The sequence below is a fragment of the Lutibacter oceani genome (assembly GCF_003384935.1).
In the GTDB taxonomy this organism is placed as follows: domain Bacteria; phylum Bacteroidota; class Bacteroidia; order Flavobacteriales; family Flavobacteriaceae; genus Lutibacter; species Lutibacter oceani.
Map to the genome: position 1 here is coordinate 1 of NZ_QTTQ01000013.1, position 26,505 is coordinate 26,505.

At 30.5% G+C, this 26,505-nt stretch carries 22 protein-coding genes; all 22 read left to right on the forward strand.

Going from position 1 to position 26,505, the window contains the following annotated elements:
• Nucleotides 1-145: 145 nt before the first annotated feature.
• The 22 genes from BX611_RS14550 (at nucleotide 146) to BX611_RS14660 (ending at nucleotide 25,791) form a co-directional block, all read left to right on the forward strand.
• On the forward strand, nucleotides 146-1,204 hold the full coding sequence (locus BX611_RS14550) for a calcium:proton antiporter (protein WP_115882784.1): 1,059 nt from the start codon (nucleotides 146-148) through the stop codon (nucleotides 1,202-1,204).
• Nucleotides 1,205-1,317: 113 nt separating this feature from the next.
• Complete coding sequence (locus tag BX611_RS14555) at nucleotides 1,318-2,544, forward strand: aminotransferase class V-fold PLP-dependent enzyme (protein WP_115882689.1); 1,227 nt, start codon at nucleotides 1,318-1,320, stop codon at nucleotides 2,542-2,544.
• Nucleotides 2,545-2,691: 147 nt separating this feature from the next.
• The gene (locus BX611_RS14560) at nucleotides 2,692-3,159 is read left to right on the forward strand and encodes a lipocalin family protein (protein WP_115882786.1); all 468 of its coding nucleotides are present in this window, start codon (nucleotides 2,692-2,694) and stop codon (nucleotides 3,157-3,159) included.
• 20 nt (nucleotides 3,160-3,179) lie between these two features.
• Complete coding sequence (locus BX611_RS14565; protein ID WP_115882691.1) at nucleotides 3,180-3,587, forward strand: DUF2177 family protein; 408 nt, start codon at nucleotides 3,180-3,182, stop codon at nucleotides 3,585-3,587.
• 56 nt (nucleotides 3,588-3,643) lie between these two features.
• On the forward strand, nucleotides 3,644-4,420 hold the full coding sequence (locus tag BX611_RS14570) for a DUF1295 domain-containing protein (protein WP_115882694.1): 777 nt from the start codon (nucleotides 3,644-3,646) through the stop codon (nucleotides 4,418-4,420).
• Nucleotides 4,421-5,104: 684 nt separating this feature from the next.
• The gene (locus BX611_RS14575; protein WP_115882696.1) at nucleotides 5,105-5,371 is read left to right on the forward strand and encodes a hypothetical protein; all 267 of its coding nucleotides are present in this window, start codon (nucleotides 5,105-5,107) and stop codon (nucleotides 5,369-5,371) included.
• A 131-nt stretch (nucleotides 5,372-5,502) separates the two neighbouring features.
• Nucleotides 5,503-5,886, forward strand: coding sequence for a DUF6979 family protein (locus BX611_RS14580; RefSeq protein WP_115882698.1), 384 nt, complete (start codon nucleotides 5,503-5,505; stop codon nucleotides 5,884-5,886).
• A gap of 84 nt (nucleotides 5,887-5,970) precedes the next feature.
• Nucleotides 5,971-7,452: a type I restriction-modification system subunit M gene (locus BX611_RS14585; protein WP_115882700.1), complete on the forward strand. Its 1,482-nt coding sequence runs from the start codon at nucleotides 5,971-5,973 to the stop codon at nucleotides 7,450-7,452.
• A gap of 161 nt (nucleotides 7,453-7,613) precedes the next feature.
• Complete coding sequence (locus BX611_RS14590) at nucleotides 7,614-8,162, forward strand: hypothetical protein (RefSeq protein WP_147296432.1); 549 nt, start codon at nucleotides 7,614-7,616, stop codon at nucleotides 8,160-8,162.
• A complete protein-coding gene (locus BX611_RS14595) occupies nucleotides 8,159-9,622 on the forward strand; it encodes a type I restriction-modification system subunit M (RefSeq protein WP_115882704.1) in 1,464 nt (487 codons plus the stop codon). The genes BX611_RS14590 and BX611_RS14595 overlap by 4 nt, the downstream gene beginning before the upstream one ends.
• Nucleotides 9,622-10,794, forward strand: coding sequence for a restriction endonuclease subunit S (locus tag BX611_RS14600; protein WP_115882706.1), 1,173 nt, complete (start codon nucleotides 9,622-9,624; stop codon nucleotides 10,792-10,794). The genes BX611_RS14595 and BX611_RS14600 overlap by 1 nt, the downstream gene beginning before the upstream one ends.
• 3 nt (nucleotides 10,795-10,797) lie before the next feature.
• Nucleotides 10,798-12,636, forward strand: coding sequence for an AAA family ATPase (locus BX611_RS14610; RefSeq protein ID WP_117171960.1), 1,839 nt, complete (start codon nucleotides 10,798-10,800; stop codon nucleotides 12,634-12,636).
• A complete protein-coding gene (locus tag BX611_RS14615) occupies nucleotides 12,637-13,923 on the forward strand; it encodes a 5-methylcytosine restriction system specificity protein McrC (RefSeq protein ID WP_115882708.1) in 1,287 nt (428 codons plus the stop codon). It begins immediately after the preceding gene.
• 1 nt (nucleotide 13,924) lies between these two features.
• Nucleotides 13,925-14,278 (forward strand): hypothetical protein, encoded by a 354-nt coding sequence (locus tag BX611_RS14620; RefSeq protein WP_115882710.1) that lies wholly within the window; start codon nucleotides 13,925-13,927, stop codon nucleotides 14,276-14,278.
• An 11-nt stretch (nucleotides 14,279-14,289) separates the two neighbouring features.
• Nucleotides 14,290-14,868, forward strand: a complete 579-nt coding sequence (locus tag BX611_RS14625; RefSeq protein ID WP_115882712.1) for a hypothetical protein — start codon at nucleotides 14,290-14,292, stop codon at nucleotides 14,866-14,868.
• A gap of 105 nt (nucleotides 14,869-14,973) precedes the next feature.
• A complete protein-coding gene (locus BX611_RS14630) occupies nucleotides 14,974-15,528 on the forward strand; it encodes a hypothetical protein (protein ID WP_205417128.1) in 555 nt (184 codons plus the stop codon).
• A 13-nt stretch (nucleotides 15,529-15,541) separates the two neighbouring features.
• Nucleotides 15,542-16,228: a nucleotidyl transferase AbiEii/AbiGii toxin family protein gene (locus BX611_RS14635; RefSeq protein ID WP_115882714.1), complete on the forward strand. Its 687-nt coding sequence runs from the start codon at nucleotides 15,542-15,544 to the stop codon at nucleotides 16,226-16,228.
• A gap of 2 nt (nucleotides 16,229-16,230) precedes the next feature.
• Complete coding sequence (locus BX611_RS14640; RefSeq protein WP_115882716.1) at nucleotides 16,231-19,197, forward strand: type I restriction endonuclease subunit R; 2,967 nt, start codon at nucleotides 16,231-16,233, stop codon at nucleotides 19,195-19,197.
• Nucleotides 19,198-19,199: 2 nt separating this feature from the next.
• Nucleotides 19,200-21,623: a DUF2075 domain-containing protein gene (locus BX611_RS14645; protein WP_115882718.1), complete on the forward strand. Its 2,424-nt coding sequence runs from the start codon at nucleotides 19,200-19,202 to the stop codon at nucleotides 21,621-21,623.
• A 13-nt stretch (nucleotides 21,624-21,636) separates the two neighbouring features.
• Nucleotides 21,637-22,614 carry an HNH endonuclease gene (locus BX611_RS14650; RefSeq protein ID WP_115882720.1) on the forward strand — a complete coding sequence of 326 codons (978 nt, stop codon included), beginning with the start codon at nucleotides 21,637-21,639 and terminating at the stop codon, nucleotides 22,612-22,614.
• A gap of 419 nt (nucleotides 22,615-23,033) precedes the next feature.
• Complete coding sequence (locus BX611_RS14655; RefSeq protein ID WP_115882722.1) at nucleotides 23,034-24,608, forward strand: hypothetical protein; 1,575 nt, start codon at nucleotides 23,034-23,036, stop codon at nucleotides 24,606-24,608.
• Between the two features lie 31 nt (nucleotides 24,609-24,639).
• Nucleotides 24,640-25,791 carry a radical SAM protein gene (locus BX611_RS14660; protein WP_115882724.1) on the forward strand — a complete coding sequence of 384 codons (1,152 nt, stop codon included), beginning with the start codon at nucleotides 24,640-24,642 and terminating at the stop codon, nucleotides 25,789-25,791.
• Nucleotides 25,792-26,505: the final 714 nt, after the last annotated feature.

Genomic DNA, 26,505 nt, shown 5'->3' on the forward strand with positions numbered 1-26,505 from the left:
TTAACGCCAAAACACGTACATATAAATCAAAATGTAAATTATAAAAGCTATCGAAGAAATAAACAAAATTTACAGTATTTGACTATTTAATAAAACGAATTTTAATAAAAAAATGGTCAACCTATATCAGTATAATACAAAAACTATGAAATATTTATCATACTGGGACAGAATAATACCAATTTTATCAATAATTGTATATGCAAGTGGAATATTTGACTTTAATATATTTGGTCAATTCCTTGTAGTTGCTTTATTAATAGGCTCTATACTGTCTGCCGTTCATCATTCCGAATTAATCGCTCACAAGGTAGGAGAACCATTTGGTACAATTATTTTAGCAGTATCCATTACGATCATAGAAGTTGCTCTTATAATCTCACTAATGCTTGCAGGCGGAGAAAAAGCAATGTTTTTAGCACGTGATACGGTTTTTTCGGCAGTAATGATACTGCTTACTATTGTAATTGGAATATGTATTGTAATTGGTGGTTTTAGACATTTTGAACAGAAATTTGATCAAAAATCAGTTAATACAACTTTAGTAAGTCTGGTTGCAATCCTTGTACTTACTTTGGTATTACCTAATTTTTCAGAAGGTGGAAATTATATAAGTTTCAGCAAGCCTCAACTAATCCTTGTATCACTTTCTTGTTTGGTAATTTATATTGCTTTTATATATATCCAAACAATTAGACACCGCAACTATTTTTTGACAGAAAAAAAATCCGAAGAATACACTAAAGAAAATTCTTCCTTAATCTTAAATATAATATTCTTAATCATAAGTCTGATAATTACGGTACTACTGGCCAAAACTATTTCACCAACAATAGAAAATTATATTATTGAGGCTAATTTACCTCATTCGCTACTTGGTATTATTATCGCTTTAGTAATTTTATTGCCTGAAGGCATAGCTGCAACAAAAGCAGCTTATAAAGACGATATTCAATCCAGTCTAAATTTATCTTTAGGGTCAGCATTGGCAGCTATAGGATTAACAATACCTTCCGTTGCAGTAGTAAGTACCATCTTTAAAATTGACATTGTTCTCGGTCTTAATAATATTTCTATGGTATTATTAGGACTAACAATATTCACGGTAATGCTATCATTGTCAAAAGGAAGGACAAATATTCTGTATGGAGTTATTCTAATTATCCTTTTCGTAACTTATGTATTTACAATTATATATCCTTAAATGCCAGTGCCTAACATAGTATATAAAAAATTGCTAAATACTAATGATTAGAACAATCCTATTAAAATATAAACAAACCGACAAACATTTAACAAACGATTTACTATTTAACTATGAAACTTGATTTAGAATTTGTTCGCGCACAATTTCCAGCTTTTTCTGAGCCTTCTTTAGAGGGATGGGCTTTTTTTGAAAATGCTGGAGGATCCTATCCTTGTATTCAATTTATTAATCGATTAACCGATTTTTATATGAAAAACAAGGTGCAGGTCAACTATCCTTATCCTGCTTCAATGTTAGCTGGAGAATTAATGGAGGTTTCTTATAAAAGAATGGCTGATTACTTGAATGTTGAAGGCTCAGAAATTCATTTCGGTCCATCCACTACACAAAATATTTATGTTTTGGCAAACGCTATGAGTCCAATATTAAAGAACGGTGACGAAATCATTGTGTCTTGTCAAGATCATGAAGCAAATGCAGGTGCATGGAGAAAATTAGCCGATAAAGGAATTAAAATTGTAGAATGGCATGTCGATGCGGAAACAGGATTATTGATTTTAGATGAATTGGAAGGCTTATTTTCTGACCGAACAAAAATGTTGGTTTTTCCGCATTGCTCGAATGTAATAGGTCACATTAACCCAGTTAAAGAAATTAGCCAAAAAGCTCATAACCATGGAGCTTTATCTGTGGTGGATGGAGTTGCTTACGCCCCTCATGCTTTTCCTGATTTAAAAGATTTGGGTGCAGATATTTATCTTTTTTCATTGTACAAAACATATGGTCCTCATTTGGGAATGATGTATGTGAATAAAGAGCTGATAGGAAAGATGGAAAACCAATCTCACTTTTTCAAAGAAGGTATAACCAGAGCTATGTTAACGCCAGCAGGACCTGATCACGCTCAAATTGCAGCTGTTAGTGGAGTTTTGGATTATTTTGATGCGGTTTATAAGCACCATTTTGATGAGAAAGCAGAACCTGCACAAAAAAACAGAGCGTTAAATAAATTATTTAATGAGCACGAAAAAACACTTTTGGAGCGCTTACTTGATTTTTTAAAATCTCGTGATGATGTTCAAATAATAGGTCCTGATGATGTAGAAGTAAGAGCGGCAACTGTTTCAATTATTCCTAACAATAGAACTATTGATCAGGTTTATGCAACTTTAGTAAAACACAAAATAATGTTAGGGAAGGGCGATTTTTATGCGGTTCGTCCTCTTATAGATATGGATATCCCAAGAAAACCTGGCGTATTGAGAATTTCTTTTTTGCATTACACCAGTATGGAGGAAATTGATCAGTTAATAGAGGCGTTAAAAGTTGCATTGTAAAATATACAAGTTAGTTCTTATCGTTTCGTTAATTAATACTTAACTTTAAATAATAATGGAATGATGAAAAGTTTAAATATTTACTTAACCTTAATTACTTTTATTTTTATTGCTAATTCTTTTGTTAGTTGTAAACCCAGTAAAACCATGATTGATAATACCGTAGTAAAAGAATTGGATATCCAAAAATATTTGGGTACTTGGTATGAAATTGCGCGTTACGACCATAGTTTTGAACGCGGACTAGTAGGCGTTACTGCAAATTATTCCATGCGAGAAGATGGTAAAATTAAAGTAATAAATAGCGGCTATAAAAATAGTTTAAAAGGTGAATTTTCACAATCAGTTGGTAAAGCAAAAATACCTGACCTTAATAACTACCCTGCAAAATTAAAAGTATCCTTTTTCTTGTTTTTTTATGGCGATTATTATGTTATGGAATTGGATAAAAATTATCAATGGGCAGTTATTGGAAGCAGTTCAGATAAGTATCTTTGGATTTTAAATCGCAAGCCACAAATGGAAGAAAAACTTTATAATGAGTTACTCAATAAAATACAAAAACGTTGTTACAATATTTCTAAACTCATTAAAGTAGAACAGAAGGAATACTAATATTTAAACAAGAAGTTAAGATGAATATAGAAAGTATAATTTTTAGTTACTTGCTCACTTTTTTGGTTTTTTTAATTGTAGATTTGTTGTGGTTAGGTGTAATCGCTAAAGGTATCTATCAAAAATACTTAGGTGGCTTTTTATCGGATAAAGTTAATTGGACCGCAGCATTCATCTTTTACTTTATTTTTGTACTAGGAATTTCAATTTTCGCAATTTACCCATCGGTAAATAAAAACTCTATTAATAATGCAATTTTGATGGGTGCTTTATTTGGTTTCTTTACCTACGCTACTTATGATCTAACCAATTTAGCCACTCTAAAGAGTTGGCCGCTTTCAATCGTTTTTATTGATATTATTTGGGGTTCAGTTCTTTCTGCTTTCGTTAGTTTTTCTGGCTTTTATATTGTGAAATTGTTAACTTAACAAGAAATTGATAACATAAAAACATCTTATATTAACTTAATATCAAATAGAAACTTATGATGACCCTTTTTTTAAAGGCTTCCTTGCTAATTTGGATTTTAGTAACTCTTTTATGGGTTTGGAGCATATTTATAAAAAACGTGAGTATCGTTGACATTTTTTGGGGTGCTGGTTTTGTAGTTGTTAATGCTTTTTATGTTTTTATGTCTGGCGAATTAAATACCAGAAAAATACTGATATTGGTATTGGTTACCATCTGGGGCATAAGACTTGCCATTTATCTTGCCTCTAGAAACATTGGCAAAGGAGAAGATTTCAGGTATCAGGAATTTAGACGTAATTATGGATCGGAGCGTTATTGGTGGTTCAGTTATTTTCAAACCTTTTTGTTACAAGGCGTTCTTATTATGATTGTTTCTTTGCCCTTATTAGGAATAAGTATGAGTAACTATTCAGGAAGTCTTAATCTGCTAGATTATGCCGGAATTTTAATTTGGCTGGTTGGTTTTATGTTTGAAGCGGGAGGTGATTTTCAGTTGTCTCGATTTAAGCGAGATGCCAAAAACAAAGGAAAAGTATTGAATACAGGCTTTTGGAAATATACACGACATCCTAATTATTTTGGCGATTCGGCAGTTTGGTGGGCCTATGCCTTACTTAGTATTGCAGCCGGAAGTTATTGGCAAATTATTGGCTCAATAATTATGACTTTACTAATTATAAAGGTTTCGGGTGTGGCATTGCTGGAAAAAACCTTAAACAAGTCAAAACCACAATACAAGGAATACATTGAAAATACCAATTCATTTTTTCCATGGTTCCCAAAAAAATAAGCAACAATGGATTTTATACTTAAAAATATTTGGTTTATACTTTTTGTCATCTGGGGATTGCCATTAAGCTACTACAGAAGTAAATTCCGTAAAATGGTTTATCAAACAGATAGTTGGGTAATTAATATTAAACCGGTTTTTTTTAAAGAAATAAAAGGGCTTTTTGGAAATATTTATCCCGATAATCTCGAGTACAAAAAATTCAGAAACTTTTACCTGTTTTACCTTACAATATATTTACTATTGTTTATAGCTTATTTAGTTTTTAATAAAAACTCCTAAAAAAATATTAACTAAGTTTATAGTAATTAGAAGTGTTAAAGCCCTCTCCTATTTTCTTATAATTTTTCAAGTCTGATAATTATCATTAACAAATTCAATTTTACTTCTTAAATTTGAGTGTTAACCTCAATATTTAATAATTGCTAAACATTAATGAGTTTTTCTTAAAAATAAAGGTGTGCTAAATTTTAGCATCTTTTTTAATGCAATTACTTTAGGTTGATAAAAATTGTTAATAGCAATTAAAGATAAGGCTTATCTCGACATCTAAAGTTACAAACAGCTTAAATATTGCGGATGTAAAGTGTTCTAACATATGGTATAATTTTCTATTAAGGAATAAAACAATACTAAAAATTAAGTTAGAAAATATCAGTAAAATAATTAATAAAAAGTATTATTATGAAAGATTTAAAAGATTTTAAGGAAAAAGTAATTGATTTATTTAGCGAAAAATTAACAGACAAAGTATTTCTTATGATTCAAAATGATAGAGAATTAATGAGAGATTATTTGGCAATTATTGAAAAAAGTAATTCATTAGCTTATGTGAATAGTGAAATTGCAAAAGAAGTTAAGAAACGTTATGATTTGAAAAATCTCAATCAAAGAAATGAAGAGCCTGAAAGTTTGTTAATTCAGACACACGAGATGTTCGAAACAAAATAAAAACTCAAATTATCAAATTTCCAATGGAATTACTAATTGATAAGTTTAAGGACGTGATGACGAAATAAAAAACTGTTGGCAACAAAGTACTGAGTTAAAAACAATTTAATTGTTAATTAAAACTATCCTCTATGAATAAATATGGATTAGCGGCTCTTAAGGCTGTAAATTATTACGAAACTAAAAAAGATCCAATTTTAGCTTGGAAAGCAGCAGTAAAAGATGTGTTTACATCAAAATCAAGTCAAGATAAAGGATGTCCAAGATCAACCTTCTTTTCACTTTGTGAAGTAGGAGCTGTAAAAGGTATTCCAAAAGGGAATTATGCCCCAAGAGTAAAAGAAAATAAGGTTTATGCTTTAAATGCTTTGGAGATATTAAAGAACAGAAATAAAAATCCAGATAATATAGGAGCTGTGGATTTATGGAATTTAGCTCAAAATCAAGATAAAAAATATAATTCTCAAATGGATGTAGTTTTAGCTTTATGGAATAAAAATTTGATAAATCTTTGATTATTGATTTTGAAATAAAAAACGTTCTGTAAAATCACCTTTTTATCCTTTCAAAATCACTATTTTTGAATGTAAATCTTATCTATGAATAAAAACAAACTAACCCTATCCCAATTAGAGCAATATTTATCGAAAGCAGCTTGGATTCTTAAAGGACCAGTTGATGCTTCCGATTTTAAAGTTTATATATTTCCTCTTTTATTTTTTAAGCGCATTTCAGATGTTTATGATGAAGAATATAACCTAGCACTTTCAGAAAGTGATGGAGATATTGAATATGCTTCTTTACCAGAATTTCACAGATTTGAAGTGCCAGAAGATTGTCACTGGAAAAATGTAAGAGAAACTACAACAAATGTTGGTTTGGCTATTGAAAAAGCCTTAAGAGGTATTGAGCAAGTAAACCAAGAATTTTTATATGGAATTTTCGGTGATGCCCAGTGGAGTAATAAGAACAAACTTTCGGATAAGTTGCTCATTGATTTAATTGAGCATTTTTCTCAATATAATCTTGGAAACGAAAACGTAAATCCAGACATGTTAGGGAATGCATACGAGTATTTAATCAAGCATTTTGCTGATTTAACAAATAAAAAAGCAGGTGAATTTTACACACCGCGTTCTGTTGTTCATTTATTAGGACTAATATTAGATCCCCATGAAGGGCAAAGTATTTACGATCCCGCTTGTGGTACTGGTGGTATGTTATTAGAATGTGTAGATCATTTAAAACATAATAAAGAAGATTACAGAACATTAAAACTCTTTGGTCAAGAAAAGAATCTTACTTCCAGTTCTATTGCCCGAATGAATATGTTCTTACATGGAATTGAAGATTTTCAAATATTTAGAGGAGATACGCTACGCAACCCGGCATTCTTTGAAGCGGATGGTTTAAAAACGTTTGATTGCGTAATAGCCAACCCTCCGTTCTCTTTAAAAGAATGGGGAGCCGAGAATTGGGCAAACGATCCTTTTGGAAGAAACATTGCAGGTGTGCCACCCAAAGGAAATGGAGATATGGCCTGGGTACAACATATGATTAAATCTATGAATAGTACTGGTAGAATGACGGTTGTACTTCCACATGGTGCATTGTTCAGAAAAGGTGCTGAAGGAAAAATTAGAAAAAAATTATTAGAAGATGATTTGCTAGAAGCCGTAATTGGTTTAGGGGCAAATATATTCTATGGTACACAATTAGCCGCTTGTGTATTGGTGTTTAAACAAAATAAAGATAGTTCAAAAAAAGAGCAAGTACTGTTTATTGATGCATCAGATCAAATTCGTGTAGGTAGAGCTCAAAACTTCTTGGAACCAGCACATGTAAATCAAATTTTTGATTGGTATTCACAAAACAAAGATGTTGAGAATTATGTAAAAGTAGCCTCAATGAGTGATATTGAAGAAAATGACTTTAACTTAAACATTCCATTATACATTGAAAAAATCATTGAAGACAATCTACCTTCTGTTGAAGATGCATTATCTGATTTAAAACTTTCTTGGAATGAGAGCTTAAAAGCGGAAAAAAAGTTTAAAAAAATATTGAAAGAGTTTATATAATTATGAATAATACTATTCTTGCTTCAATTATTTCTGGTAGTATAGGTTTTTTACTTGGTCTAATTATACTTTTTTTTAGGGTTAGGGCAGTTAAAAATATACTACAAATAGCAAATAAGAAATTGATAAATGATAAGGACTCTAAACTTGCAGATTTAAAAATGCAAGTAGAGCTTTTAAAAGAACAAAAAAAAAGAACAGAGATTGATACTCAACGTTTAATGACGGAACAAATGACAGCTGTTTTTGATAATATTGGAGATAGTAAGTCAAATCAAGAATTGTTAAAAGCGCTTAAAGAATTTCATAAATTCACATTAGATCTTGATCGTAAACTCCCCTCTGGACATTTTTTTGAAGATGATAGTGAATATTATTTTCATGTAGCATTAGAAGTAAATAATTCCATAGATAAAATATTAAGTTTTTGTAATAAATTTCTAGAAGACTATTCGCACTTGTATATATCCGATAGTCTTCCAAAGAAGCTTACAGAATTAATTTATAAGTTAAAAAACATTGAACATGATCAGCAAACTATTGTTTCAATAAGTGGTCAGTCATTTGATGATGCTTTCGATGAAACAGCTAGTGAGATGATAGATGTTTGGAGTGAATTATTTGATATTTTACAAGAGATGAGAGATAGAAATGATGATTTTTTAAAAATTAAAACAATTTTTTTGAATAAAATAAAAATTGCTAAATGACCCAAAAAGAACTAGAAAAATACCTTTGGGGAGCAGCAACCCAATTACGCGGAACCATAGATGCCGGAGATTATAAACAATACATTTTTCCGTTGTTGTTTTACAAACGTATATGCGATGTATATGACGAAGAATATGAAAACGCACTAAAAGAAAGTGATGGAGACATAGAATATGCCTCTTTTGCAGAAAATCATCATTTTCAAGTGCCAGAAGGCGCACATTGGAATACTGTTAGAGAAACGACTGTAAATGTTGGTGTGGCTTTACAAGATGCCATGCGTGCTATTGAAAAAGCAAACCCAGATACTTTGTATGGTATTTTTGGTGATGCCAGTTGGACCAACAAAAACCGACTGAGTGATGAAACCTTAACCAATCTTATAGAGCATTACTCACAACATAAACTAAGTTTAAGTAACATACCGGATGATAAATTAGGAAACGCTTACGAATACCTAATTAAAGAATTTGCTGATGATAGCGGTCATACAGCAGCCGAGTTTTACACCAATAGAACTGTTGTAAAATTAATGACGATGATTATGGATCCACAACCAGGTGAAAGTGTATACGATCCAACCTGTGGTTCCGGTGGTTTGTTATTAAACTGTGCCTTGCATTTAAAAGAAGAAGGAAAAGAATACCGTACGTTAAAATTATACGGACAAGAAATTAACCTAATTACTTCGGCCATTGCACGTATGAATATGTTTATGCACGGTATAGAAGAGTTTAGCATTGTACGTGGAGATACCTTGGCCAACCCTGCCTTTTTAGAAAACGATGAACTAAAAAAATTCAATGTAATATTAGCAAACCCACCCTACTCCATTAAAAGTTGGGACCAAAAAAGTTTTACAAACGACCCTTACGGACGTAATATATGGGGAACACCACCGCAGGGTTGTGCCGATTATGCTTTTGAACAGCATATTGATAAAAGCCTGGATGATATAAATGGTAGATGTGTTCAATTATGGCCCCACGGGATACTTTTTAGAGACAATGAAAAGAAAATGAGAAAAAATATGATTGAAACAAATACTGTTGATTGCGTTATTGCACTAGGTAAAAATCTATTTTACAATTCATCGATGGAGTCTGCTTTATTAATCAGAAGAACAAATAAGGAGGAACATAAAAAAGGTAAAATATTATTTATAAATGCTTTTAAGGAGGTAAAGGATGAAAAGACAATATCTTATTTATTAGATCATCATATTGACAAAATTTTTAATGCTTACAATAAATTTGAAGATGAAGAAGGGTTTGCAAAGGTCGTAAGTGTAGAAGATGTCTTGAAAAATGATGCCTCACTACTTGTAACTAATTATGTAGCTTCATCTAGAATTTCACAAGGTTTAACGCTCCCTTTAAATGAATCATATGAAAATTGGAGTGCTGTTGGAGGAAAATTAAAGTCAAGTATGAATGAATTATTTAAATCGTTGTCTTAATGGAATTTATAATAGATAAAAATAAATGGGTACCTGTTAAGTTAATAGATGTTTTTACTAAAAAGGAAGAAAACGATAAAGAAAATGCTAGAAATAGATTTGATCGTTTTTTAAAGGTAAGCCATATGGATGCAGAATCTTTACATATTAAAAGATGGTCTAGTCAAGAAAGTGGCGATGAATTGAATCCTTATTTTTATAAGATTTTTAGAAAAGGACAAATCTTGTTTCCAACTAGAAACCCACATTTAAGAAGAACAGCCTTGGCTTCATTTGATGGTATTACAGGAGAAAAAACATTAACTCTCGAACCGAATGAAGAGCATTTAGTTCCTGAATTTATTCCCTTTCTTTTTCATAGTGAGTCCTTTTACGCACATACTACTGGAGCTATAATTGGCTCTACAAACCCACATTGTAGATGGAGAGATGTTGCCAATTACGAATTTCTCCTCCCACCAAAAGACCAACAAGCGCAATTAGCAAAACTACTTTGGGCTATGGATGCCGTGATTGAAAAGGAGTTGGAGGTTTTGGAAAGGGTGAAATTATTATTGGAAGTATCTGCATCCAATTTAATTTGGAAACAGAACCACCCAATTGAGAATATTGTTAGTTTTTCAGATAGTGGTAAATTTATTGATGGTGATTGGATTGAATCAAAAGATCAATCTAATGAAGGTATTAGATTATTACAATTAGCAGATATTGGAGTCAGAAAATTTATTAACAAATCAAGACGATACATAAATGAGGAAACATTTAAAAGACTTAGGTGTTTTGAAGTTTTACCAGAAGATGTTTTGATAGCAAGAATGCCTGATCCAATTGGACGGGCTTGTATTGTAGAAGAAATAGACGATAAAATGATAACTGCCGTGGATTGCTGTGTCGCAAGAGTTGATAAAGAACATTCAAACAATAGATATTTACTTCACCTTGTAAATACTAGAGAGTTTTTACATAAAGCTAATTTATTAGCTTCTGGAACAACTAGGCAAAGAATAGCTAGAAAAAGTTTAGAAGTAATTAAGGTGCCTAAGCCTAAACTTGAAATTCAAGAAAAGATTGCTAGTGAATTAGATTTATTATTTAAAACAACTAACCAAATTGAATCCAAAATATCAAGTTCCAAAGCCTTACAAAAGAGTTTAATTAATCAGGTGTTTTAGGGTATGGGAAATAATAATAAATATTGGGCGGTTGGTTCAAGTCATGATGGTGAAGATGTTACTAATTTCTTTTTAAAAAACAATGTTTGGTATGATGGTTATGCAGAACATGGTGACTTTAAGTATGTAAATACCTTAAAAGAAATTAATATTGGTGATATTTTAGTAATGAAATCTAGCTCTACAAAAGGGCCAAAACATTCCATAACCTTTACTAAAGTTAAAGGAATAGGTAAAATAATTAATAAAATTGCGGACCATAAATTTGAAATGCTGTGGTATAAGAATGAAGAATTCCCTAAAGATTTTGATTATGTATCATATAGAAAAACGATTGAACCATTAAGAAATGATAATATCAATAAATATGTAAATAGCCTTATGAGTGAGTTAAATAATGAAGAACTTATTAAAGTTCTTAAGTATAAAAAACAAATTATATTACAAGGTCCTCCAGGTACAGGAAAAACATACACAGCTAAGTCAGTTGCTAAAGAGATGACAGATTTTGAAACTGTTAGCAATCCTACACAACTACTTAACGATTTTTATAAAAATTTTAATCCTACTGATAAGGAGGTTTTAAAAGATAGACAAGAACGTAGTGAGTTAAGAGCGCGTTTTTTATCAAAATTTCCTAAGGATGAAATAAAAAACTTATCGCTTGAAAATTATTGTATTGGAACGGGCGAAAGAGATAATTTTTGTTGGTGGATAGAACTTGGTTTAAAACCATTGGGTTATTATTTTCCTGGTAGTGCTAGATCCTATCGTATTTATTGGTCCAAAAAGAATGAAACTTATAGTAAAAATGGTTCTTTAAAAGAATTAAATGATGCAGAAGCAATGAAAGTAGTTGCTAAATTCTTGGATAAGGTAATTGTTGAAAAAGATTATAAATCTGGAGAAGAATTTTTTGGGCCTAGTTTTATTCTAAAATTATTAAACACGTATTATCCTGACGAATATGTACCAGTTAATGCTATTAATTATATGAAAAATGCATTATCATTGTTTAGTATTAAAACTGAGAATTTAGATTTTATTGATCTAAATAAGACGTTGATGTCATTTCACCAGCAAAAAAATAAAGAATTTAATACAGAGGTAGAGCCACATGAATTTATGAGATTCTTGGTTGATAATTTCAACTTAAAAGAAGGTGAAAAGATAAATGAAAATCAAGTAGTTGCAAAAGGAGCTTATGAATTAGTTCAGTTTCATCCAGCTTATTCCTACGAAGATTTTGTAAGAGGGATTGAAGCAGAAGTGATTGATGGAACCCCAACATTTAGTGTTAAAAATAAAACACTTATCGAATTTGCAGAACGAGCTATTGATAACCCAAAAGCAAATTTTGTATTAATAATAGATGAAATAAACAGAGCTAATTTACCTGCTGTTTTGGGTGAATTAATTTATGCATTAGAATATAGAGATAAACCAGTTAATTCACTTTATGAATTGGAAGGAGAGCGCAGTATAAAATTACCTAATAATTTATTCATTATAGGTACTATGAATACAGCAGATCGTTCTGTAGGTCATATCGATTATGCCATAAGGCGTCGTTTTTCTTTTGTAGACGTATTACCAAATGAAATGCATGTCCCTGATTTTGCTAAAGAAAAATTCCAGAGCGTAAGCGATTTATTTTCTAAAGATTTTCTGGCTTCAGATTTTAAAAAGCAAGATGTACAAATAGGTCACAGTTATTTCATGGCAGATAACAAAGAAGAATTAGAGATAAAAATTAAGTTTGAAGTAGTTCCTATTTTAAAAGAATATGTAAAAGATGGTGTATTAAACGAAAAAGCTACTGAAGAAATAAATAAACTTTAAATGTCGAACAAAACTGAAATAATAAGAATTGGAGAGCATAAAGACAAGCGAGCTATTATTGATAGCGAGTCTCTTAATACGTATTATTTCAAAAATCAGAAGTTCGGAAAATATAAATCTAAAAACAAACCTTGTTTTTCAATTGATAATGGGGTTCTATCTTCTCATTATTATATAGGTATTGATTGGTTGTGTGAAGCAAGTAATCGTGCTGTTTATATTTCTCCAAAATTAAATGAAGACGGTTTTGAAACCGATTATTTAAAAATGTTATTGACCTGTTTAAATGACGCTGAGGCATCAAAACATATTAATAATATTTACGAAATTAAAAGTGAAGAGTCACCTATAGAAATCGATCAGTCTTTAGACTTATTATCGCCTTTGTTAGTAATTCAGTATCTTAATTTAGTTAAGCAATTAGTAAAAAAAGGATTGAAAAAATCTTATTATCGCGAAGAAAAACATTTAAACGCTCGTGTTAAAGGGAAGTTATTAGTTTCGCAAACACTAAAACACTATACATATAGAAATCAGCCTTTAAAAACAATATGTGCTTTTGATACTTTTGGTTTAAATCATCCAGAAAACAAGATATTAAAAGCAGGCCTTTTATTTGTGCAAAAATATTTGAGTTCATTTCCAGAATACGCTGCTTTAGCATCAAATTCGTTACAATATTGTTTACCTGCTTTTGAAGAAGTTACTATGCCTAAAAATATATCAAGTTTACAACATTTTAAAACCTCTCCTTTTTTTAGTAGTTATAAAGAAGCAATAAGTCTGGCCCAACTTATCTTAAAGCGTTTTGGACACAATATAAGAACAGTTGAAGCAAATAAAATACTGACGCAACCTTTTTGGATTAACATGCCGCTATTATTTGAATTGTATGCATTTACTTTTTTGCGAAAAACGTATGGAGGTGATATTCATTATCAATACAAATCGAATTATCAAGAACTAGATTTCTTATTGAATACTGAAGGTCTACAAATGGTAATTGATACAAAGTATAAAACAAAATACGGTAGAGGAAAAAACAACAAAGAAGACATAAGGCAACTAAGTGGTTATGCACGTATGGATAAAGTTTATACGGAATTGAATAATAAGCCAACGAACGAAGTTATTGATTGTCTTATTATTTATCCAATTCGAGATAAAGAAAACCAACACAATAAACTATTAAATTTAAAAGATAAAGTTCCTTTAGATGATTATGTTGGGTTTTATCTTTTAGGTTTATCAGTGCCATGTATTACAAATAAAATTGGGGTAAATTAATATGAAAAAGAAAGAACTAATTGACTACATCAATAAAAATTATCAAGCTAGTTTAGATTCTAGAAATACTAGCTTCTCAAAAATTAATAGTTCTAAAGATGTTTGGTGGTATAATGTACCAGTATCTAAATTTACAGATGATGTGCACCTTCTACTTAACACGCAACAGTATGCACTTTGGATTGTTTTGCCAAAAGGATTTGCTAAAGGTTTTCCTTTTAAAATTAGAGAAGATAAAAACGCTGTAGATTTAGAAATTTCAGCTGATAAAAATTACATGTATTTACGTGATGTAAAATCTGGTGGTACTGGTTTTAATTTTACTGAGTTTGTTAAGGAAAAGATTAATTTTTAAATCGAAAAGCTATGAAATTAATTAACATTCTTTATTTAATAATAGGTGCATTAGTTATTGTAGTATTATGGTTTTACTATGACAAACAAGAGCGAGCCATTAAAATGGACCGTATTATTAGGAGGTTGAGAAAAGATAATCACGAGGTGAAATCAGCTTATTTAGATTTGTTTGAAAAATACTTAAATACACAACAAAATGTTGATGTAGGTATAATAGATGAATTGCATAAATTGAGAAGATCTGTAGACAAGTTAGATTTTTATGTACATATAGAATTAGAGACTGTAATAACTAATTTAAATGAAGGTAAAACAACCGAAGCAGTAAGGGTTTTAGCTAAAGTTGTAGAGAATAAATTAAAAGAAAAAGTTAAAAAAGAAGAATCGTTTAAAGGAAAGCCAATGCTAAATAACCTTTTAAATTTCGCTATAAAGAACAATTGGATTTCCACACGTCAATATGAAAATGCTATTCTATTGAGAGATATCAGAAATAAAGAAAGTCACGAGTTAATCGTTCAAGAAGATACTAAAAATTTAGGCTTATCTATTTTTGGAGGGATTGATTTAATTTATACTTTGAAGTAAATATCGCTGATCGCGATCAGCAATATAAATATATAATTATTTGTTTTTAAGGTTTATATGTTATAATATTGCATATCGCGATCAGCGATATTAAAATCATGCACTATGAAGTCACAGCAGCAAGTAATGAAACCTCAAGATGTTTTCATCCTATTAAAAATTAGTTGTTTAGAAGATAAATCTTGGCAGCAAAGAAGTATTGCTAAAGAGTTATTTATGAGCCAATCTGAAATTAGTGAATCAGTAAATAGATCTAAGTATGCAGGACTATTAGATTATTCAGGAAAAAAAGTAATGAAATTGGCTTTTTTAGAGTTTTTAAAATTTGGTATTTCGTATGTATTTCCTCAAAGACCAGGACAAATTGTTAGAGGAATACCAACAGCACATTCTGCACCTCCATTAAACAACATTATTCAAAGTGAAGAAAAATATGTTTGGCCATCAGCCAAAGGTAACACACGAGGGCAAAGTATAATTCCTTTATACAAGTCAGTTCCTAATGCAATAATAAACGACCAAAAGCTATATGAATTATTAGCCTTGGTTGATGCAGTTAGGGTTGGACGTGCACGAGAAAAAGAAATTGCACTAAATGAGATAAAAAGACGAATTATGAATGAAAATAATAATTCAAATGATGCTGAAATGATATTATAAAAAATAAAATTGTATGGAAAATAAGATTATTAATATTTCACTAGTTGCCCAAGTTGCAGAAGCACTTAAAGAGTTAAAAGATCAAATGATTTTTGTGGGAGGAGCAGTAATAAGTTTGTATACCGATGATCCAGCAGCAGACGAAATTAGGCCAACTGGAGATATTGATATGACTATAAATCTATTAAATTTTGCAGAATGGACCAAAATGCAAGAACGTTTGGCTGACCTTGGGTTTAGTCCAGATCCAAATGGACATGCAATATGTAGTTATTTATATAAAGGAATTTCTGTTGATATTATGCCATCTGAAGATGGTCCAATGGGACAATCAAATAAATGGTACATAGTTGGTTTTGATAATTTATGGACCACCAAAGTAGAAAATGAAGAAATACAAATACTATCAGCACCTTGTTTTTTAGCTACAAAATTTGAAGCATTTAGGGGTAGAGGAAAAGACTATAGAACTAGTCATGATTTTGAGGATATTATTTATGTCTTGGATAATAGAACTACAATTATTGATGAAATAAAGTCTGATAATAAAGAAATCACAACTTTTCTTAAACAGGAGTTTGAAATATTGTACAAACATGTGTCATTCCTGGAAATAATTTCATCTCAAATCCATCCTATTTTAGTGGAAGAAAGATTACCTTTAGTTATTGAAAAAATTGAACAAATAATTGCTATATAATTATGTCTTTTAACGAATTAAACAGTGTTGAACATTATATTATTCACCAGTTAAGTGGAAACAATTTAAACAGTAAAAATGTTGCCGAACCTTCGGAAGGCTACGGTTCTTTTTGGAAGTATAAATCGGCTAACGAATTACAACGAAACGTCAATGAAGTATTAGACGAAGTTGAACTTAAAAATGCTTTAATTCGTTTAAATCCAGAAATTGCTCAACAACATGATTTGGCTGATGAAGTTATTTATAAACTCAGAGCTATCTTAATTTCAGTGAACCAAGTTGGTTTGGTTCGTGCAAATGAAGAATTTTTTAAATGGTTAACTGGAGATAAAACAATGCCATTTGGAGATAATAACCGTCATGTTCCAGTGCGTCTTTTAGATTTTGAGGAACTAAAAAATAATAGGTACATCATTACAAATCAATACCGTATTCATCATAGAGAAACAAAAATACCAGATGTTGTTTTATTTATAAACGGAATACCAGTAGTTGTTGGAGAAGCTAAAACACCTATTCGTCCATCAGTTAGTTGGTTAGATGGAGCTCATGAAGTTCATGATGTTTATGAAAATTCGGTACCACAGTTATTTGTTCCAAACATTTTATCATTTGCTACAGAAGGGAAAGAATTATTTTACGGAGCAATAAGAAGCCCTCTTGAATATTGGGCGCCATGGAGATTGGAAGATGATGAAGATAAATTAGCAAAACAATTGGGATTAGCTGAAATAGGAAAAGAACTTTCAGATTTACTAAACCCATATAGACTTTTAGATATTTTACAAAACTTTTCGTTATTTGCTTCCAACAAAAAGAAGCAACGAAACAAAATTATTTGTCGTTTTCAACAGTACGAAGGAGCTAATAAAATTGTTGAACGTGTAAAGGAAGGAAAGATAAAAAAAGGATTGATTTGGCATTTTCAAGGTTCTGGAAAATCGTTATTAATGGTTTTTGCTGCGCAAAAATTGCGAAAATCAGCTGAATTGAAAAGTCCGACTGTAGTTGTATTGGTTGATAGAACAGATTTAGATACACAAATTACAGGAACTTTTAATGGTGCTGATATTCCAAATGTAGAGACAACAGAAAGCATTACAGAATTACAAACCCTTTTAGAAAGAGATACTCGTAAAATAATTATTTCAATGATATTTAAGTTTCGAGATGCGAAACCCAATATGAATACCCGAGATAATATTATAGTGCTGGTTGATGAAGCACACAGAACACATGAAGGTGATTTAGGAAGACAGATGAGAGCTGCATTACCGAATGCTTTTTTGTTTGGTCTCACAGGAACGCCGATAAATAAAGCAGATAAAAATACGTTTTGGGCCTTTGGAGCTATTGAAGACCAAGGAGGATATATGTCGCGTTATACTTTTCACGATTCTATAAGAGATGATGCTACTTTACCATTGCATTTTGAACCCCGACTGGTTGACGTTCATGTGGACAAAGAAACAATAGATAGGGCTTTTAAGGAATTTAAAGAATCGGCAGCTCTGTCCGATGAAGAGGCAGATGCCTTAAATAAAAAATCAGCTAAAATGGCTGCGTTTTTAAAATCTCCAGAAAGAGTTTCCAAAATAGTAAAGGATATATCTGTTCATTTTAAAGAGAAAGTCGAGCCTCACGGGTTTAAGGCAATGATTGTAACACCAGACAGGTTTGCGTGTGTACAGTATAAAGAAGAGTTAGATAAATTTTTTCCTGAAGAAGCTAGTAAAGTGGTTATTTCAACTTCCGCTAATGATGATTTTGAGTTTAAACAAAAATGGGGAGTAGATAAAAGTAAACAAGAAAAAATAGTTGATGAATTTAACGATTCAACTTCAGAATTAAAATTTATCATTGTTACTGCTAAGCTGTTAACAGGTTTTGATGCGCCAATATTACAAACGATGTATTTGGACAAGTCGATGAAGGATCATACCTTATTACAGGCTATTTGTAGAACAAACAGGTTGTATCCACATAAATCATTTGGAAGAATTGTTGATTATTTTGGTGTGTTTGATGATGCCGCTAAAGCCTTGCAATTTGATGAGGAAAGTGTAAATACAATCATTACAAACTTATCTGAATTAAGGAGTAAATTACCAGAAGCTCTTAAAGAAGCGTTGGAACACTTTGAAGGTGTTGATAGATCTATTGAAGGTTTTGAAGGGTTAGAAGCAGCCCAAAATGCCATTAAGTCAAATGAAAAGAAAGATGCTTTTGCAAAAGATTATAAATATTTATCAAGGTTATGGGAATCGTTATCACCAGATGCTATTTTGGATATATATAATGAAGATTATAAATGGTTATCCCAAGTGTTTGAATCTGTAAGACCTGCGTCAAGAGACATTGGGAAGTTGCTATGGTTCTCATTAGGCGCTCAGACTACAAAATTGATACATGACAACGTTCACGTAGGAGAAGTTCATCATTTAGATGAATTTATATTGGATGCCGATGTCATTGAAAATATCTTTAACAACCCAGATCCGAAAAACATTAAAAAGTTAACGAAGATACTTATTAAACGTTTCAAAAAACATAGTGGAGATCCTAAATTTAAATCACTCAGTGATCGCCTTGAAGCACTTAGGGATAAAGCGGAATTAGGATTGATTACTTCTATTGAATTTATAAAAGAGCTATGCAAAATAGCTAAAGAAACAGTACAAGCAGAAAAAGAATTGGAGCAAGAAACTCAGGCTAAATCTCCAAAAGCAGCGTTAACAGATTTATTTTTAGAATTAAAGAATGACGAAACACCAGCAGTTGTTGAACGTATAGTTACAGACATTGACGCTATTGTTAGAGTTGTCCGTTTTCCAGGCTGGCAAAACACCAATTCAGGAGAAAGGGAGGTTCAAAAATCGTTACGAAAGGCACTTCTAAAATATAAATTGCATAAAGATCAAGTATTATTTGATAGAGCATATAGTTATATTAAAGAGTATTATTAATTATGAAAAGAGCATATTATTCTAATTCAATTTTAGGATTTCTTAAAGATGATAACTCTAAAATTTTAGGAGAGTTAAGTTTATACCATACACATGCCTTAGAAGAATTGCAAAAGAATGCATGGATTGGAGAGATCAATATTTTAAAAGATCAATTGCAAGATTTTCCTAATGGACAAGTTTATTTTGAGTTTGCTATTCCGAGAATGGGAAAAAGAGTAGATAATATTGTAGTTATAAATGATATTGTTTTTGTTTTAGAATTTAAAGTAGGAGATTTTGAGTATGGTAATCACGCTATTGAACAAGTTATTGATTATACACTAGATTTAAAAAATTTTCACGAAGGTAGTCATCACACAAAATTAATTCCTGTACTAATATCCACAAATGCTTCGGATTTTGATAATGATCAAGATCAAATTGAAGATTTATATACAGCTGCAAGAACCAATAAAAATAATCTTGGTGAATATTTAAAAGAGGTTCTGAAAAATTCAAATGGCGATAATATAAATCATTTTGATTGGGAAACTTCTATTTACAAACCAACTCCAACCATTGTAGAAGCAGCACAAGCTTTATATAAAGGTCATAATGTTCAAGAAATTTCAAGATCTGATGCTGGAGCAATAAATTTATCAAGAACAGCGACTTGTTTGAATAGAATAGTAGAAAATTCCAAGTTATATCTTAAAAAATCGATATGTTTTGTTACTGGTGTTCCTGGAGCTGGTAAAACTTTGGCTGGATTGAATATTGCTAATGAGCGAATGAAATCGGATGAGGATGAACATGCTGTCTTTCTATCTGGAAATGGACCTTTAGTTGATGTGTTAAGAGAAGCATTGACAAGGGATGAAGTAAAAACATCTAAAGAAAATGGAACCCCACTAACTAAAAAACAAGCTGCAATAAAGGCAAATTCATTTATCCAAAACATACATCATTTTAGAGATGACAATCTAATATCGTTAAAAGCACCAATTGAAAAAGTAGTAGTTTTTGATGAAGCACAAAGAGCCTGGACTAGAGCAAAAGCCAGTTCTTTTATGAAGGTAAAAAAAGGTGTAGAAGATTTTAATATGTCTGAACCTGAATTTTTAATTGATGTAATGAATAGACATCAAGATTGGTGTGTTATTATTTGTTTAATTGGAGGTGGGCAAGAAATTAACACTGGTGAGGCTGGACTAGAGGAATGGATTTTAGCTCTAAAAGAACATTACTCAGAATGGGATATTCATTATTCAGATCTAATTAGTGAAAATAAAAATTATATAAAATCTGCAGAATTAAGATCTTGGATTAAAGAAAATGGAGAAAGTGAGAAAGATTTGCATTTGGCTGTTTCTGTGAGGTCATTTAGATCTGAACAACTTTCCAATTTTGTTCACGAATTATTAGAACTGAATACAAATTCGGTTAAAAGTTTATATCAAGAAATAAAAGATGATTATCCAATTGTTCTAACTAGAGATTTAGAAATAGCTAAAGGTTGGTTAAGAAATAATGCAAAAGGAACTGAAAGAATGGGAATTGTTAGTTCTTCGGGTGCAAGAAGGCTTCGTCCACATAGTATAGATGTAAAAAATGAAATATCTCCAGCTGAATGGTTTTTAAATGATGAAAATGATATACGTTCCTCCTATTTTTTAGAAGTAATTGCAACCGAATTTGATATTCAAGGCTTAGAAATAGATTGGGTTTGTTTGGCTTGGGGAGCTAATTTTTTTTTAGATACCGAAAATGAATGGAATTTTCAGAAATTTAGTGGTACAAAATGGCAAAATATCAATCAAGAAATCACAAAACAGTATTTAATAAATACATATCGTGTTTTGTTGACAAGAGCTAGACAAGGTATGGTCCTTTTTATTCCTAGAGGATCTGATATTGATCATACACGTCCAAGTGAGTTTTATGATGCTACTTTTAAATATTTGAAAGATCTTGGAATTAAAGAATTAACGAAGGATAATTTTGTGCCAGTTAAGCCTAAAAAGAAGTTTAATCCAAAACTTAAAATTGTTTCATCAAAGAGTTCTCCTAATCAAACTAAATTATTTTCGCAAAAATTAGAAAATAAGAATAGTGCGGAAATCCCGCCAAATAAAGTTAAAATCGGAAAATTTGTTAAAACAACATTGTTAAACCTTTTTAATCAAAATCTAATTGATACAGCTGAAATCATTAGGATGCAAAACGAGGATTATTCTAGAGATACCTTTCATATTCAATATCCTCTATTAAGAAAAAAACTATCGACAGACCCAGATAAGATTTTAAGGTATTGGAAAGGGGTTATAAATATTAATAAAATAGATTATTTTATATGTTCTGAATGGTATGAACAACCAAACAATAATGACCGACCTTATTTTTTGAAATGGTTGAGAAAAATTAGAAATACGGAAACTACCTAAATTTACCTCTGTTATGGAAGAAATTTTACATAATTATATTAAACAGTTTAAAAGTTTAAAACGAGGTTTTAATAAAGGTCTTGGAAAAGCCCCACATAAACCTATTTTACTAATTTCAATAATTCAATTAGTTAGGAAAAAAGTAATAACTTCAAATAGAATTTACATTACACCAGAATTAATTTTATCATTTAAATCAAACTGGAAAAATATGGTCCAATCAAAGCATATACCAAATTTTGCTTTACCATTTTTTCATTTAAGGAGTGAACCATTTTGGTATTTAAGTACTAAACCTGGATTGCAATTATCAGTTTCCAGTTCAAAAAGCATAAAAAGCTTTAAGAGTTTAAATGATACTATTTCTTTTGCAGAAATTGATAAACAGCTTTTTCTTTTGATGAATGACCCAGAAACCAGTTTATTTTTGGAAGAATTTATTTTGAATGAATATTTTAGTATAAAACAATCTCAGCTTATAGATTTTGAAGGTTTTAATTTTGAAAATGAAATCGAGAATGAAATTCTTAATGAAGACAAAACTTCTTATCAAACAAGAATTAGAGAACTTCAAGAGCAGCTTAATGAAGATGAATTTCAAGAAGAAATTTTTGTTAGAGGTGGCTTATTCAAAAAAGCAATACCTAAAATTTACAACTACCAATGCTGCATATCTGAGATGAAAATTGAAACCACTGTAAATGCGCAAATGGTCGATGCTTGCCATATAGTTCCTTTTAGTATTTCTAAGGATGATACCATTCCTAATGGTATAAGTTTATCTCCAAATTTACATAGAGCATATGATAGAGGTTTAATCACTATAAATAAAGATTACATTGTTCGAATTTCACCTACAGTTATTGAAAACAATTCGGTTTACTCAATTTCTCAGTTTAATGGTAAACAAATTAGTTTACCTGAGAAAGTTAAATGGTATCCTTCTCCAGAAGGTTTATTATGGCATACAAAAGAGGTTTTTCAGATTTAACAAATACAAAATTCGAGTTTTTTAGAAAATAATAATCGATAAAAACTCTCTATAAACAACCTCAACATCACTAAACTAGAAACATTGTAAAACCACCACTTAACAATTAATAAAATATCATAAAACAAAGATTTTATCAACATTATTATTACTTTTAAGGGAATAATTATATTTTTTTGTATCTTTAAATAAGTATTTTTTGAGTAAAATGCAACCATTTCTTGCCATTAACTGAATTTGGCCTATGTCATAGCTTCACCCCATATTATTTTCAACTAAAACCTGTAAGTATTATGAAAAGCTTTCTTTTTTATTTCCGTTTATACTATTGCCAATGGCAATTAAAAAAATTAAATTTATCTCTATTTTTAGCACTCCCAATCATAACACTTTTCCTATTTTCTTGCGGGAATAGGTATATGGATAAAAAAATTGATTTAGAAAAAAATGATAAAATAACTGTTCTGCAAAAATATAAGGCTAAGAAGTATTTTATCCTACACGATCAACAATCAGACATGCATCTATACAATGTAATATTGGATGAATTTGATAAAAAAATTAAGGCACAGACATCAGAAATTGATGATTTACATACATTTTATAAACCGGTAGCCGGACAAAATTCTCACTTGTACAAAAAAAAATTAGGGGATCCAAAATCAGAAATCCATTTGTACACAAGCTCCCCTATTTATACCGATGCAAAAAATTCTGTTCAAATTCCACTTGACAAAATAGACAGTATTATTGTCCACCAAAATGATACTGGTCATGAAGTAATTAAAGTTGTTGGTATAACAGCTGGAACATTAGTCGTAGTAACGGCTATAATTGCATTAACTAAAAGTTCATGTCCTTTTGTGTATTCAAATGATGGAACGTTGTTCACTTTTGAAGGTGAACTTTACCCCGGGGCAATAAGACCCTCAATGGAACGAAACGACTATTTTCAATTGAAGCATCTTAAAGAAAAAGAAAATATTTATCGTATTAAAATATCAAATGAACTGAAGGAAATTCAATATACAAACAGTTTAAACTTAATTGAAGTTTTACACTCTGAAAATAGTGAGGCTATGATTGACCAGAACGGAAAAATTCATACAATTCAAAACCCTATTTCTCCATTTGAAATAATGATTGAAAATCAACCTTCTGATCCTAAAATTGTTGAAAATTCAGATAATAACGCTATCCATTTTAACGCTATTTCAGACGGTTTGGAATTTCAAACATTGAAATTAAAATTCAATCGTCCTCAAGATAAAAATCAAGTTAAGCTCATTTTACGACTTAAAAACTCCTATTGGTTAGATTACACATTTGGAAAATTTTACAAAAAATTTGGAAGGTCATTTAATGAGTTTCAGAAGAAAAACAGAAATCAACCGTATGAAAAATCCTTGAAATGGATGAAAGAACAAGGAATACCATTGGAAATTCTTATAAAGAATAATGAAGAATGGACGTTGATAGAAACGTTAAATATGGTAGGTCCGCTTGCATTTAGAGATATTGTTGTACCTATAAACCTAAAAGGCAACTCATCCAAACCTTTTGAAATTATGCTGAGATGTGGATTTATGTTTTGGGAAGTAGATAAAGTTGCTGCAGATTTTTCTGAAAATTTACCTGTTATTGTAAATAATTTACAACCTTTTAGAGCAATTGATCAAGATGGGAATGACGTATTAAAGTTCCTAACTGAAAAAGATGATCAATATCTTGTACAACCAAATATTGGAGATCAAGTTTATGTTAGTTTTAAAAGTAATTCAGAAGAAATAAAAGAAGGAAAAGTAACCGTTTTCCTAGAAAACAGAGGGTATTATGAATATATCAGGAATTTTTCTGGTAATCCTAATAAGTCAGAATTAATGACTTTCAGAAATCCTGGAACTTTCGCTAAATTTTCAGAAAAAATGTACTATGAGTTTACGTCTGGAGAACAAGCTCTAGAAGAACTCGCAATTTTTGATGTAGCAAAATAAAAGGAAACAAGGTACTAACATTTATAAAAATATGGCAATAAAAATTTTGTATGGATGGCAGGTTTTTACTTTTCGTGTAAAAATGCGATGGTATATTTTTATCCTTGCATTGTCCTCTTATAAAAATCCAATAACAGCAATAAAAGGGTTGCGATATTTGATTAAAATTAGAAAAAATGTCAAAGGGAATAAAGTAATTAAAAAACTCGTTTATCATAACGGAGATTATTACTTGGGTGCTTATGTACCTCCTAGGAACAGCAAACTCTTTAAGCATTTTGTAATCGACAAATTAAATAAGTTCAAACCATCCAATGTAAAGTCTAACAGATTTAACAACATCTTTTTTGCCATTACAAAAAAATGCCCCTTGCAATGTACTCATTGTTTTGAATGGGATGAATTGAATAAAAAAGAAGTTTTGGAGCTTGACAAAATTCTTGAAATTTTGAAAAATTTAGAAGAATTTGGATATAACCAATTAATACTTTCTGGAGGCGAACCGATGACCCAACTAGAATGGATTTATAAAATTCTATCTTATCTAAAAAACAGTGTAAATTGTTGGATTTTTACATCTGGATATAACCTGAACAGAGAGAATGCAATTAAATTAAAAAATGACGGACTTAAAGGAGTTTTTATCAGTTTAGATCATTATGAGAAGGAATTTCACAATGAATTTAGAGGAAATGAAAAATCTTATAAATGGGCGATAAATGGTGTTAATAACGCAAATAAAGCAGGTCTATTAGTCTGTCTTTCTCTATGTGTTACTAAAGAAATGGCTAATAAAAATGATTTGATAAACTATATGTCATTTGCAAAAAAATTGGGTGTCGGTTTTGTTCAGTTTCTAGAACCTAAAGCGGTTGGGCACTTTAAAGGAAAAGATGTGCTGCTAAATGATACACAAATTGAATTATTAGAGCATATTTATCAGCTATACAACACCGATAAAGACTATAAAAAATATCCAATAATTATGTATCATGGATACCATCAACGTAGAATAGGGTGTTTCAATGCTGGCCATATGGGTCTATATATTAATACAGATGGAAATTTAAATGCCTGTCCTTTTTGTCATTCAGATAAAAATAACGGAAATTCTAATATTAAAGAGCAGATAAACCAGATTGTAGAAAGAGGATGCATTGAATATGGTGTAATTGAAATGTGATAGTCCCCCACTCTTTTAATTTCCATCTCAATCTTTTCAAATAAAATTTATGAGATTTAGGGGTGAAATTTTAGTATTTATTTTCATTAAAAATTTTATATCTAATTAGAATTTCCCAGAATTCAATAGAGAAAATCTATTTAAACCCCTTAAAACTCTCTTTACCAATAATTTAAAAATTATAAAGAATCAACAAAATCTTAAAAAACACCACTTTTCACCAAAAACTGTACCTCGTGAAAAATGATAAACCCCTATTTTTACTGGATTGCTAATTTTTGACGAATTTTAAAATTCTAAAAAGTTCATTAAAAAAATTACAACTTTTTTGGTGATGTTAGACAAATTTGACGTTTTTAACTAAAAAAACACTATTTTTATAGGACAAGAGCTAGTTCATTTCGGTGAAATAACCGGAGAAGTTACTTCCATAGATAAAATTTATCAACAATTACTAAGTTTTGTACTAATTTCTGACACTTTTTGTACCTCAATTTCATCAAGGCCTTGTAAATAAAGGGATCCTAATTTCTGTATCGGGAAGTAACTCTCTCCTTTAATATGTTAACCACTAATATGTTAACTGCTTATTAATCTATACTTTAAGTGAATTTAACTACTCTTATTTATTGCTTATTTACCTATTATACTATATATTTGTTCTATATCTGTTACCAAAATCACCCAAACCTGGGATTAACAATATTGAAAATG

Excerpts from the sequence above, each read along its gene's own strand:
- BX611_RS14550 (WP_115882784.1), top strand. The coding sequence starts at position 146 with ATGAAATATTTATCATACTGGGACAGAATAATACCAATTTTATCAATA.
- BX611_RS14555 (WP_115882689.1), top strand. The coding sequence starts at position 1,318 with ATGAAACTTGATTTAGAATTTGTTCGCGCACAATTTCCAGCTTTTTCT.
- BX611_RS14560 (WP_115882786.1), top strand. The coding sequence starts at position 2,692 with ATGATTGATAATACCGTAGTAAAAGAATTGGATATCCAAAAATATTTG.
- BX611_RS14565 (WP_115882691.1), top strand. The coding sequence starts at position 3,180 with ATGAATATAGAAAGTATAATTTTTAGTTACTTGCTCACTTTTTTGGTT.
- BX611_RS14570 (WP_115882694.1), top strand. The coding sequence starts at position 3,644 with ATGATGACCCTTTTTTTAAAGGCTTCCTTGCTAATTTGGATTTTAGTA.
- BX611_RS14575 (WP_115882696.1), top strand. The coding sequence starts at position 5,105 with ATGAAAGATTTAAAAGATTTTAAGGAAAAAGTAATTGATTTATTTAGC.
- BX611_RS14580 (WP_115882698.1), top strand. The coding sequence starts at position 5,503 with ATGAATAAATATGGATTAGCGGCTCTTAAGGCTGTAAATTATTACGAA.
- BX611_RS14585 (WP_115882700.1), top strand. The coding sequence starts at position 5,971 with ATGAATAAAAACAAACTAACCCTATCCCAATTAGAGCAATATTTATCG.
- BX611_RS14590 (WP_147296432.1), top strand. The coding sequence starts at position 7,614 with ATGCAAGTAGAGCTTTTAAAAGAACAAAAAAAAAGAACAGAGATTGAT.
- BX611_RS14595 (WP_115882704.1), top strand. The coding sequence starts at position 8,159 with ATGACCCAAAAAGAACTAGAAAAATACCTTTGGGGAGCAGCAACCCAA.
- BX611_RS14600 (WP_115882706.1), top strand. The coding sequence starts at position 9,622 with ATGGAATTTATAATAGATAAAAATAAATGGGTACCTGTTAAGTTAATA.
- BX611_RS14610 (WP_117171960.1), top strand. The coding sequence starts at position 10,798 with ATGGGAAATAATAATAAATATTGGGCGGTTGGTTCAAGTCATGATGGT.
- BX611_RS14615 (WP_115882708.1), top strand. The coding sequence starts at position 12,637 with ATGTCGAACAAAACTGAAATAATAAGAATTGGAGAGCATAAAGACAAG.
- BX611_RS14620 (WP_115882710.1), top strand. The coding sequence starts at position 13,925 with ATGAAAAAGAAAGAACTAATTGACTACATCAATAAAAATTATCAAGCT.
- BX611_RS14625 (WP_115882712.1), top strand. The coding sequence starts at position 14,290 with ATGAAATTAATTAACATTCTTTATTTAATAATAGGTGCATTAGTTATT.
- BX611_RS14630 (WP_205417128.1), top strand. The coding sequence starts at position 14,974 with ATGAAGTCACAGCAGCAAGTAATGAAACCTCAAGATGTTTTCATCCTA.
- BX611_RS14635 (WP_115882714.1), top strand. The coding sequence starts at position 15,542 with ATGGAAAATAAGATTATTAATATTTCACTAGTTGCCCAAGTTGCAGAA.
- BX611_RS14640 (WP_115882716.1), top strand. The coding sequence starts at position 16,231 with ATGTCTTTTAACGAATTAAACAGTGTTGAACATTATATTATTCACCAG.
- BX611_RS14645 (WP_115882718.1), top strand. The coding sequence starts at position 19,200 with ATGAAAAGAGCATATTATTCTAATTCAATTTTAGGATTTCTTAAAGAT.
- BX611_RS14650 (WP_115882720.1), top strand. The coding sequence starts at position 21,637 with ATGGAAGAAATTTTACATAATTATATTAAACAGTTTAAAAGTTTAAAA.
- BX611_RS14655 (WP_115882722.1), top strand. The coding sequence starts at position 23,034 with ATGGATAAAAAAATTGATTTAGAAAAAAATGATAAAATAACTGTTCTG.
- BX611_RS14660 (WP_115882724.1), top strand. The coding sequence starts at position 24,640 with ATGGCAATAAAAATTTTGTATGGATGGCAGGTTTTTACTTTTCGTGTA.